General features: G+C 69.9%; 14 protein-coding genes. 9 read left to right on the top strand and 5 right to left on the bottom strand.

What is annotated here, in order from left to right:
- Window positions 1–26 precede the first annotated feature (26 nt).
- From AB0M47_RS10570 to AB0M47_RS10585, 4 genes are all read right to left on the bottom strand, one after another.
- Complete coding sequence (locus AB0M47_RS10570; RefSeq protein WP_363411519.1) at window positions 27–761, bottom strand: class I SAM-dependent methyltransferase; 735 nt, start codon at window positions 759–761, stop codon at window positions 27–29.
- Complete coding sequence (locus AB0M47_RS10575; RefSeq protein ID WP_363411521.1) at window positions 758–1,372, bottom strand: GrpB family protein; 615 nt, start codon at window positions 1,370–1,372, stop codon at window positions 758–760. The genes AB0M47_RS10570 and AB0M47_RS10575 overlap by 4 nt, the downstream gene beginning before the upstream one ends.
- A 277-nt stretch (window positions 1,373–1,649) precedes the next feature.
- Window positions 1,650–2,201: a hypothetical protein gene (locus tag AB0M47_RS10580; protein WP_363411523.1), complete on the bottom strand. Its 552-nt coding sequence runs from the start codon at window positions 2,199–2,201 to the stop codon at window positions 1,650–1,652.
- A gap of 40 nt (window positions 2,202–2,241) precedes the next feature.
- Window positions 2,242–2,853 (bottom strand): helix-turn-helix domain-containing protein, encoded by a 612-nt coding sequence (locus AB0M47_RS10585; protein WP_363411525.1) that lies wholly within the window; start codon window positions 2,851–2,853, stop codon window positions 2,242–2,244.
- Window positions 2,854–2,945: 92 nt separating this feature from the next.
- On the opposite strand from AB0M47_RS10585, the gene AB0M47_RS10590 reads away from it, so the two are divergent.
- Together AB0M47_RS10590 and lepB are read left to right on the top strand one after the other, a co-directional pair.
- Window positions 2,946–3,941, top strand: coding sequence for an NADP-dependent oxidoreductase (locus AB0M47_RS10590; RefSeq protein WP_363411527.1), 996 nt, complete (start codon window positions 2,946–2,948; stop codon window positions 3,939–3,941).
- Window positions 3,942–4,020: 79 nt separating this feature from the next.
- On the top strand, window positions 4,021–4,611 hold the full coding sequence (gene lepB / locus AB0M47_RS10595) for a signal peptidase I (protein ID WP_363411529.1): 591 nt from the start codon (window positions 4,021–4,023) through the stop codon (window positions 4,609–4,611).
- Here the strand turns inward: lepB and AB0M47_RS10600 are convergent.
- Window positions 4,528–5,331, bottom strand: coding sequence for a hypothetical protein (locus AB0M47_RS10600; protein WP_363411531.1), 804 nt, complete (start codon window positions 5,329–5,331; stop codon window positions 4,528–4,530). The two genes, lepB and AB0M47_RS10600, sit on opposite strands and share 84 nt — an antisense overlap.
- 63 nt (window positions 5,332–5,394) lie before the next feature.
- Here AB0M47_RS10600 and AB0M47_RS10605 point away from each other — a divergent pair, with 63 nt between their 5' ends.
- The 7 genes from AB0M47_RS10605 to AB0M47_RS10635 all read left to right on the top strand — a co-directional run bounded on the left by AB0M47_RS10605 (window position 5,395) and on the right by AB0M47_RS10635 (window position 9,593).
- A complete protein-coding gene (locus AB0M47_RS10605; protein WP_363411533.1) occupies window positions 5,395–6,213 on the top strand; it encodes a helix-turn-helix domain-containing protein in 819 nt (272 codons plus the stop codon).
- A 51-nt stretch (window positions 6,214–6,264) separates the two neighbouring features.
- Window positions 6,265–7,230, top strand: a complete 966-nt coding sequence (locus tag AB0M47_RS10610) for an alpha/beta hydrolase (protein ID WP_363411535.1) — start codon at window positions 6,265–6,267, stop codon at window positions 7,228–7,230.
- A 55-nt stretch (window positions 7,231–7,285) separates the two neighbouring features.
- On the top strand, window positions 7,286–7,660 hold the full coding sequence (locus AB0M47_RS10615) for a DUF2089 domain-containing protein (RefSeq protein ID WP_253761229.1): 375 nt from the start codon (window positions 7,286–7,288) through the stop codon (window positions 7,658–7,660).
- 17 nt (window positions 7,661–7,677) lie between these two features.
- Window positions 7,678–7,917, top strand: a complete 240-nt coding sequence (locus AB0M47_RS10620; RefSeq protein WP_363411537.1) for a hypothetical protein — start codon at window positions 7,678–7,680, stop codon at window positions 7,915–7,917.
- 38 nt (window positions 7,918–7,955) lie between these two features.
- The gene (locus tag AB0M47_RS10625; RefSeq protein ID WP_363411539.1) at window positions 7,956–8,381 is read left to right on the top strand and encodes a hypothetical protein; all 426 of its coding nucleotides are present in this window, start codon (window positions 7,956–7,958) and stop codon (window positions 8,379–8,381) included.
- A 180-nt stretch (window positions 8,382–8,561) separates the two neighbouring features.
- The gene (locus AB0M47_RS10630; RefSeq protein ID WP_363411541.1) at window positions 8,562–9,152 is read left to right on the top strand and encodes a hypothetical protein; all 591 of its coding nucleotides are present in this window, start codon (window positions 8,562–8,564) and stop codon (window positions 9,150–9,152) included.
- A 93-nt stretch (window positions 9,153–9,245) separates the two neighbouring features.
- Window positions 9,246–9,593, top strand: a complete 348-nt coding sequence (locus AB0M47_RS10635; RefSeq protein WP_363411543.1) for a hypothetical protein — start codon at window positions 9,246–9,248, stop codon at window positions 9,591–9,593.
- Window positions 9,594–9,619: the final 26 nt, after the last annotated feature.

Here is a 9,619-nt window from a genome sequence, read left to right on the forward strand (position 1 = left end):
GCGAGGCTACCGACGACGGCCGACAATCAGGGCTTCCGCCAGACCGAGACATGACTTTCGCTGTCGTTGGTGAACGGCGCGCCGCGCCAGTCGGCCAGTCTGCGTACCGGCTCCATCCCGGCGAGCCGGGCCATGAGGTCGCACTCGGCCGGCCAGATGTACCGGAAGTTGCTGGCGCCGTATCGGGCACTGCCGTCGGAGTTCCGGTAGTAGTGGTGCGAGGTGCCCTGCTGCGTCACCATGTCGTAGGTGTCGAAGCCGACGTGCTCCTCCGAGACGTCGAACGGCACCGCGGACTGGCCCGGCGGGAACCGGCGGATGCCCGGCACCCACAGCTCGATGACGAAATGGCCGCCGGGCGCGAGGTGCCGGGCCGCGTTCCGGAAACACTCGACCTGTTCGTCCTGCGTACGCACATTGCCGATGCTGTTCCACACGACGTAGACGAGCGAGAACTCGCCGGGGACGGTCGCCGAGGCCATGTCGCCGACCACGACCGGGATCTGTTCGGCGGATGCCGACTTCCGCAGCTGGTCGACCATCGGCTGGGACAGCTCGATCCCCGACACCCGTACGCCCCGCGCAGCGAGCGGCACGGCGACCCGTCCGGTGCCGATCGCGAACTCCAGCGCGGGACCCGATCCGGCCAACTCGGCGAGGAAGTCCACGGCTGGTCCGAGGACCTCCGGGGCGTACATCGCGGCGGAGGACTCCTCATACCGCTCGGCCGCCGCCTGGTCCCACAGGTCGCTGCTTGTCACGCGCGCTTCTCCTCGTTCGATACGGTCAGTCCGGCTTTACGCAGGATGTCGATCACGACGCCCGACTTCTGCGCCGCGTACTCGGCCATGAAGGTGACCCCGGCGGCGGCGATCCGGCGCTTCTCGGCGGCGTACCGCTCCCGGTCGGCGGGGTGATCGCGCAGCCAGTCGCGGAAGATCACGTGCCGCCGGAACTCGTCGCAGTCCGGGCCGAACACATGCACGTTCGCCGTCGGTTCGAAGCCGTGCAGGCAACGATGCTCATACCAGTCAGGTTCGCGTACCCGCAGCACATAGCCCGCAGCCTCCAAAGCCGGAAGGTACGCGGGCTCGTCGGCTGGATCGGCCACGATCACGTCGACGTCGATCCGGGGTTTCGCGGCCAGACCCGGCACAGACGTCGAGCCGACGTGCTCGACCAGCAGCGCAGCCGGGCCGAGCGCGGTACGCAGCCGCTTCTCATGCTCGGCGAACATCTCCGGCCAGGCGAGATCGTAGTCCCGGATCTCGATGACCCCGGCCGGTCGCGGCAGCACCCCGCCCGCGTTGCGCTGGCGCAGCCACTCCTCCGTGACCTCCGGCGAGGGCTCGGGCAAGGGCGGCATCCGCATCCCGGCACCCTACCCGCGCCATCCGCTCGCGCGGAGGCGATTTTCCGCGCCCCGCGCCCCGCGCCCCCGGCTCCGGCTGCCCTGCCTTGGGCATTGGATCAGGGATATGGGTCGAATCTTGGGCCAAGATTCGACCCATATCCGTGATCCAGCGCGAATGAACACGCCGCGCGAAGCAGCGCGGCGCGAGCAGCGCGGCGCGAGCAGCGCGGCGCGAGCAGCGCGGCGCGAAGCGAGTTCGCGGGAAGCGAAGCGAGTCAGCGGGAAGCGAAGCGAGTCAGCGGGGAGCGAGCAGCGACGTAGCGGGGCGCGTCGCGCGGAAGAGCAGGACGCCGACCGCCGCCGACGCGAGGGACAGCACGACCGCGACCGGCCGGACGTGCTCGTCCTGCCATTCGAAGTCGCCCGCGGTGATCTGGGCCTGCGTCGCGAAGCCGAACGAGTCCACCGGGATCAGCGAGGCCGGGAACCACATCGGGGAATAGGCGTACGGCAGGGCGACGTCGTAGTTGAGCGTCCAATAGTGGTAGACGCCGTAGATGAGGTGGCTGTCGAGGATCACCGCCAGGTCGATCGACACGAGCGCCCCGGCGATCAGTGCGACGACGGCCAGCACCGGGTGGGGCCGGCGGCGGAGCCACACCGCCAGCAGGCCGGTCAGCGCCATCCCGGCGGCCCAGAGCCCGACGGTCGCGGCCTCGATCGGGACGTACTCGGTCTGCAGGCCGTGCGCGAGAAGTACACAGAGGAACATCGTCGGCAGCCACGCCGCCAACGGAATTCCGGCCGCCGGCCAGACCGCGCGTACGGGGACGGAGTCGCTCGACATCCGGTCAGGGTACGCACCGATGATCGTCGGCGATGCCCCGTCAGACCGGCATCGGCTGTGCGGGCGGCGGATGGGGCAGGTCGCGCGCGCCTTCGGGGCGCAGTCCGTCGAGCAGCACCGCGAGATAGCGCCGCCACAGCTGCGGCGACTGCTGGGCCAGCGGCTCGGCCACGTGTCCCGGCGCGCACATCAGCAGCACCACGTCCGGCCCCGTGACGTCCGCCCGGAGGGCACCTTGCTGTTTCGCCCGCTCGACCAGCGCATACACCGAGTCGAACATGCGTTGCCGCGCTCGGGTCACGTCGGCGGTCGCCAGGACATCCGGGCTGGCGGCGTACAGGAACGAGATGTTCTGATCCTGCTGCTGCTCGACGCTGGCCGCGAGGAACTGGTGCAGCGCAGCCTCGGCGTCGGCCGCGTCGGCCAGCGATTCCCCCAGCTCACTCAGGGTGTCCAGGCGGTCGATGACGATCGCGGCCAGCAGTTGCTCCTTGGTCGCGAAGTGCCGGAACACCGTGCCCTTGCCGATGCCCGCCCGGCGCGCGATGTCGGCGATCGACGCCCCGACCCCGTGCTCGCGGAACTCCTCAGCGGCGGCGCGCAGCAGCTCACGGCGGTTGCGGGCGGCGTCTGCGCGCAGCGGTCGGGTCACCACGCGAGCGTACCTTAAGTTGACCGCACGGTCCGGTTAGGCTACGGTCCGAGCTAATGTGACCACACGGTCCGTTTATTGGGAGGACCCTCATGAAGGCCGTCGTCGCCACCGCCTACCGCCCCGTCGACCAGCTCACCGTCCGCGAGATGCCGATCCCCCGGCCCGGCCCCGGCCAGCTCCAGGTCCGCGTCACGGCGGCCTCGATCAACCCCGCCGACGTCCTGCTCCCGCGCGGCGACGTCCGCGCGATGATCGAGCTCGACTTCCCGCACATCCCGGGCAACGACTTCGCCGGCCAGATCACCGAGGTCGGCCTCGGCACCAACGGGTACGCCGTGGGCGACGAGGTGTTCGGAGTGGCCTTGCCCCGGGTGATGCGCTCGATGGCCCCGCCGACGCGGCCGTCCCTGGGCACCGGATCGCTGGCCGAGTACGTAGTGGTCGAGGCGGACACCCCGCTGGTCGCCCACCGGCCGGCCGGGCTGACCGCCGTGGACGCCGCTGCGCTGGCGACGACCGGGTTCACCGCCGTCGCGGTCGCCGCTGTCGCCGATCTTCGCCCCGGTCAGACGGCCCTCGTCGTCGGCGCTTCGGGCGGTGCGGGCACCGCTGTCGTGCCGCTGCTGGCAGAGGCGGGCGCGCGCGTCATCGCGACCACCACTCCGGCCGAGGCCGAACTGCTCCAGAAGCTGGGGGCGGCCGAAACCGTCGACTACCGTGCGGTCGACACCGTCGAGGAGGTGCTGCGCCGCCATCCTGCGGGGGTCGACCTCGTGGTGAACGCCGTCCCGAGCCTGAAATCCCTGGCCGGACTGGCTTCGACCCTGATCCCGGGCGGCCTCCTGATCAGCATCACCGGTCCGGTGCCCGACTCGGCGGCCCTCGGCCGGGCCGACGTGCGTACGCAGTTCGTGCTGGACATGGAGGGCGTCCACGGCGGCATGGCGAAGGTCGCCGAGCTGGCCGCCGCCGGTCGCCTGCCCGCGACGATCAGCCGTCGTTATCCGCTGGACCAGGCGGTTCAGGCACTCACCGACTTCGCCGGTACGCACAAGACCGGCAAGCTGGTCGTTGTCATGGACTGAGCAACGCCCGAGCAGGACACCGCCCGCTGGGGTACCGTGCCCGAGTCCAGCGTCGGCGTTCGAATGTGGAGACAGACCAGTGACCTACGCCCCGGTGACCACTCCGGTCGTCCCACCCCGTCGCGGCTTGCCCACGGGCGCCGTCGTCGGCATCGTCGCGGGCGGCCTGGCGCTGATCCTGGTCGTGGTGGCGGCGGTCGTTCTCGGCAGCTCGGTGTTCGGCGCCGACACGATGCGGTTCAAGGCGACCGGCGTCAGCATGGAGCCGGCCATCCGTGCCGGGCAGACCGTGACCGCCGAGAAGGTCGCCGCCGGCAAGTACCAGCCGAAGCGCGGCGACATCATCGTGTTCACGGCTCCGTCCAGCTGGCTCTCCAGCGACAACAGCCAGACGATCATGAAGCGTGTGATCGGATTGCCAGGCGACCGGCTGTCCTGCTGCGACAGCACCGGGCAGTGGCTCGTCGGCGGGCAGCCACTGGCCGAGCCCTACCTCGAGACGCCCGGCACGGAGCGGCCCTTCGCCGTCGTCGTCCCCGACGGGCGGCTGTGGGTCATGGGCGACAACCGGGAGAACTCCAACGACTCACGCCGGATGTTCATGGTCAGCAACGACATCGGCACGGCGACCGTTCCAGTAGCGGCGGTCACCGCTGTCGTCCAGCAGTAGCTCGTTCGACGGCAGCCGGAGCCGGTCGGCCAGCGTGCCGCCGAACGCCACCGTGTCCTCGTGCGAGGCGTACGCGATCCAGGCCAGCGACTCGTCGACCCAGACTGCTTCCTCGCCGCCGTAATAGCACGGCGCCATCAGGGACAGTTCGATCGCCAGGTCCTGGCCGCCTTCGCGTAGTTCGATCACCCGTTGCGTCCCGAGTTCCCGGAGGGCCTGGCGGATCAGCTCGGCCTTCGGCTCCTCCCACATCGTGCTTCCCTGGACGATCAGCACGTCAGGTGGCACGTCGACGAAGAGCATCGGGTACCAGACGAGGTTGGCCACGCCCCACCGGACCTCCACCCGTTCGCGCCACTCCGTGGACTCGTCCTTCGTCAGCACACGCCGATAGCCGACCGGTTCTGCCTGCAAATCCGGCTGCGCCGCCCACTCGCGTACGCGAGTGGCGAACAGCCCGCGCTCGTCGGCCATCGCCCGCGCCTGACCCTCGTCGGACGGCCGGGTATAGAGGGAATCGGCCTCGAACGCCGCCCGCCCGAGCAGGACCGACAGCTCGGGTGCGGGCGGCAGATCGTCGGCGTCGAGGCGTTCGATCTCGGCCAGTATCGCGTTGACGACGCGGTACCGAGGGAACGGCCGGCTGTCATCGGCGCACAGTTCGGCGTACCGGTCGGTCAGGTAGCGCCGGGCCGTGTCATGCAACGCCTGGGGTTCCACTCAGCGATCGTCCCGCATCTCCGCCACCCCGGTGCCGGAATCGGCCGCCGTACGCTTGCCGATGTGCGACCTGTGGAGTCTGTGCGGTTCGGCGGAGCTGTGCCGGACATCGCCGTCCCGGCCGGCGGCCGGCTGCCGGGCGTACGCATGGCGGGCTTCCGGGGTCGCGCCGCGGAACCGGTGAGCTGGCAGTTGATCCCCTATCCGGCGATCACGCTGATCGTGGACTTCGGCGACGCCCGGCTGGTCGACGCGTCGAGCCGGGAGTGGCGTGGTGGCATCGTCATCGGCCTGGATCCCCGGAATGTGCGCGGCGGCGGGCGCGACGTCGACCTGCTCCAGGTACGACTGTCGCCCCTCATGGCGTACCAGTTGCTCGGCTTGGGCCTGGAGCTGCGCGGAGCCGTGGCCGCGCTGGCGGACCTGTGGGGCGGGGACGCCGCGCGGACCCAGGAGCGGCTGCGGACCGCGACGTCGTGGCGTGACCGGTTCGCGATCGTCGAGGCCGCCCTCGCCCGCCGGTACGCCGTGGGCCGCGCGCCCGATCCGGAGGTGGCCTTCGGCTGGCGACGGATGGTGACCAGCCGCGGACGTCTTCGCGTCGAGCGACTGGCCGCGGAGGTGGGCTGGAGCCGGAAGCGGTTGTGGTCCCGGTTCCGCGATCAGATCGGCCTCAGCCCGAAGCGCGCGGCGTCGCTGATTCGATTCGATCACGTGGCGCATCGCCTGGCCGCCGGACACGACGCCGCATCGGTGGCGGCCGAGAGCGGCTTCGCGGATCAGTCCCACCTGTGCCGCGAGGTCGGCTCGTTCACCGGTCTGACCCCCAGGGCCGTGGCCGCCGCGCCCTGGCTCTCCGTCGACAGCGTGGCGTGGCCCTGACGGAACATTTCTTCAAGACTCCGAACGCCGGGACGAGCGATGCTGGCCGTCATGCGCGGTTCGACGGCACCTCTGGGCACTCGCCTCCTCCGGGACACTCGAGACTGGTCGACGCTGACCGAGGATGAGCTGATCGCCGCGCGGCTGAAGGCCGACCGGGCGATGGCGTCCCGGGCCGCGCGCGTCGTCACCGGCTTTCCCGACCGCCGGGCCCACATCGAGGACACGAAGATCGAGCTGCCAGGCCGCACGCTGACGGTGCGGGTGCACCGCCCGAAGACCGCGGACCGCCCGCTGCCGCTGATCCTCTCGTTCCACGGCGGGGGTTTCATCGCGGGCAGCGCGACCCAGAACGACTGGCTCAACAGCCGGCTCGCCGCTCGCTGCCCCGCGGTCGTGGTGGCGGTCGACTACCGCCTGGCCCCTGAGCATCCGCTTCCGCTGCCGGTCGACGACGGCTACGACACCCTGGTGCACCTGACCGAGACCGCCGAGGACTGGGGCATCGACCCCAGCGCCGTCGCGGTGATGGGCGAGAGCGCCGGCGGCACGATCGCGGCACTCCTCGCTTTGTGGGCACGCGCGGAAGGCCCGGCGCTCCGTGCTCAGGTGTTGAACTATCCGTGCACGGACTGGACCGCAGCCATGGCCTCGGCCGAGGAGTATCCGTCGATCGCGGCGAACGCCGACAACCCCACGCTCTCCCTGTCGCGCCTGTCCGCGGCACGCAAGTTCGCCGTGCCGTCGGCGCTCGACGCCCGGACGGTGTCTCCACTGCGGTACGCGGATCTCAGCGACCTGCCGCCGGCGCTGATCGTCACCGGTGGACTGGATCCGATCGACGACCATGGCCGCAGGTACGCCGACCGGCTGCGCGCCGACGGCGTGGAGACCCGGCTGAGCTGCTATCCGAGGGCCACCCACACGTTCCTGAGCATCCCCGGGCTGGTGCCGGCCGCCAGGCCCGCCCGCCGCGAGATCCTCGCCTTCCTCCAGGCGAAGCTGAGTCGGGTTTAAGAAACTTAAGATCCACGTCTTGTAAGTTCAAGATACTCAAGGTACAACTTGAGTTATGACAGCGCGGACGATGGACTGGCAAGAACTCACCAACCTGACCCGGGGCCAGCCCTTCGTGGTCGAGCGGGTACGCCTGGCCAGCGGCGTGGCGATCGAAGGCGCGTTCGAGCCCCCGCAACTGGGCCAGCTCAGCCTGGAAGACCAGGTGTTCGTCACGGCGTTCGTCCGGTGCCACGGTTCCATCAAGGAGATGGAGCGGATCTTCGGGGTGAGCTACCCGACGATCAAATCCCGGCTCAACCGGATCACGCAGACACTCGCCTTCGTCGAGACCGATCCGGCGCCGTCGCGAGCCGATGTCATCGATCGGCTGCGCCGCGGCGAGATCGACGCCCAGCAGGCACTGCGCGAGTTGGAGGGTCGCCCATGATGCCACAGCTTCTGACGGTGAAGACCACGCGTCACAACCGTCGTCCCATCCGGATCTGGATTCCGGTGCTCCCCGTTCTGCTCGTCCTGTCGCCGCTGATCGTGCTGGCGGTGGGCGTGGCAGCGGTCGCGTGCCTGGTGTACCGCGTCAACATGCTGCGGGCGCTCGGCTCCGGCTGGCGGATCGTGTCCGCCCTCCCCGGCACCCGGCTCGACGTCGAGCACGGGCGCACGGCAGTGCTCGTGACCATCACCTAGCAAGACCATCAGCCAGTCACCTGGAAAGGAGAAGCACAGTGAACGAACAGCGCAAGGACATCCTGCAGATGCTCGCCGAGGGAAAGCTCACGGCGGAGGAGGCCGACCAGCTCCTCGCCGCCCTCGACCGCGATCAGCCCGCCCCGACCGCGCCTGCTGCGGAGGCCCGTCCGAAGGGCAAGCCGAAGTATCTGCGCGTCGTCGTCGACGCGACGGACGACGGCACGCCCAGCCGGGTCAACATCCGGGTTCCCCTGCAACTGCTCCGCGCCGGCGTACGCCTCGCGGCGTTGATCCCCCCGCAGGCGCTCGGCGAGGCCAACAAGGAACTCTCCCGGTCGGGCATCCCGTTCGACCTGACCCAGCTCAAGCCCGACCAGCTCGAAACCCTCATCGAGCACCTGGACGAGTTGACGGTCGACGTCGACCAGCCGGACGCCAAGGTCCGCATCTTCTGCGAGTAGGCGCCGTCCGGATGATCGGACGGGCCCCCGGGAAGGTGCTGGAACACCTCCCCGAGGTTCGCGCCCGCAACAGCAGAGCACGATGGAACTGCCGACCTGAATCCTAACCGAATCGACCGCTCTGACCAGGGGCCACCGACTGCCGGTGGCCCCTGGTTCCACCCTCGCGGGGAGGCCCCGATGTTCGGAATCGCCGGTTACCGGCCCGTCGTGACGGACACCGTCGGCGCGACGCTCAGCACCCACGGCCCGAACCTGCGGGCGCTCGTCGGCCGACGGCTCGACTCCGTACTGGGCCTGTGCTTCACCGTCGACGGGCAATGGTGCAGCACCTATCCGCTCATCCTCGACTTCGGCGGTACGCGTCTGGAGCTCGTCTTCGACGGCTTCGACCAGTTGTACCTGAGCTGGAACACGATCGACTCCGGCGTACCGATCGACACGGCCGATCCTGCCGACCCCGCCGACTCTGCCGACCAGGACGACCCGGACGACCCGGACGACCCGGATCTGGCGCTGGCCTGGGCCGACCCGGGCCGGCCGGAACTGGACGCCGTCCTCGGCTCGGCGGTCCAGCAGGTCGCCGTGCTGGAGAACGACTTCCACCTCGATCGGGTGGACGGGCAACGGGTCCAGACGTGGTTGTTGGCCGGACTCGAACTGGTCTTCGACAACGGCCGGAAACTCCAGCTCTACAACGTCTTCAGCGAGACGACGCTCGAACTGGACACACCGGAGTCGGACCGCCGTCGCCGCGAAATACTCGGCTGACACCGCGGGCCGAATCGCTACCCTGATGCCGTGACCTCGACTTCTCACCCTCCTTAGGGCCACATCGTGTGTGGTTCGAAGGAGGGTTCGATCGTGTCTCGTACCGACAAGGACGCCCCGGCCTGGCTGGGCCGCGAACGGGAGCCCCGGCACACGCCGGAGTGCCTGTCCGGCCGCGGCGAATGCGCGCTGCCGGACGCTCCCCCGAGACATCGACAGTTCGGCAAGTACGCCGAGTGCCGTTGGCGCTGGCTGCCTGCGCCCTGGCGGCCGGACCATCCGCCGGCGTGGTTCGTCCGGGACTACTGGACCAGCCGGCAGCGCTCGACCGTACGCCTGACGCTGCTCGAAGCGATCAAGGAGCATCGCGGCGGCGGTCCGGTGGACGCCGAGCCCGCGCCGTCGCAGCATCGGCACGGCGCGACCTGGGTCTGGAGCTGATACTCGGCCGCTGTCGGCAGGGCTGT

Origin of the sequence: Hamadaea sp. NPDC051192 (assembly GCF_040682475.1) — a bacterium.
GTDB classification, from domain to species: Bacteria; Actinomycetota; Actinomycetes; order Mycobacteriales; family Micromonosporaceae; genus Hamadaea; species Hamadaea flava.

Excerpts from the sequence above, each read along its gene's own strand:
- AB0M47_RS10575 (WP_363411521.1), bottom strand. The coding sequence starts at position 1,372 with ATGCGGATGCCGCCCTTGCCCGAGCCCTCGCCGGAGGTCACGGAGGAG.
- AB0M47_RS10580 (WP_363411523.1), bottom strand. The coding sequence starts at position 2,201 with ATGTCGAGCGACTCCGTCCCCGTACGCGCGGTCTGGCCGGCGGCCGGA.
- AB0M47_RS10590 (WP_363411527.1), top strand. The coding sequence starts at position 2,946 with ATGAAGGCCGTCGTCGCCACCGCCTACCGCCCCGTCGACCAGCTCACC.
- AB0M47_RS10610 (WP_363411535.1), top strand. The coding sequence starts at position 6,265 with ATGCGCGGTTCGACGGCACCTCTGGGCACTCGCCTCCTCCGGGACACT.
- AB0M47_RS10615 (WP_253761229.1), top strand. The coding sequence starts at position 7,286 with ATGACAGCGCGGACGATGGACTGGCAAGAACTCACCAACCTGACCCGG.
- AB0M47_RS10630 (WP_363411541.1), top strand. The coding sequence starts at position 8,562 with ATGTTCGGAATCGCCGGTTACCGGCCCGTCGTGACGGACACCGTCGGC.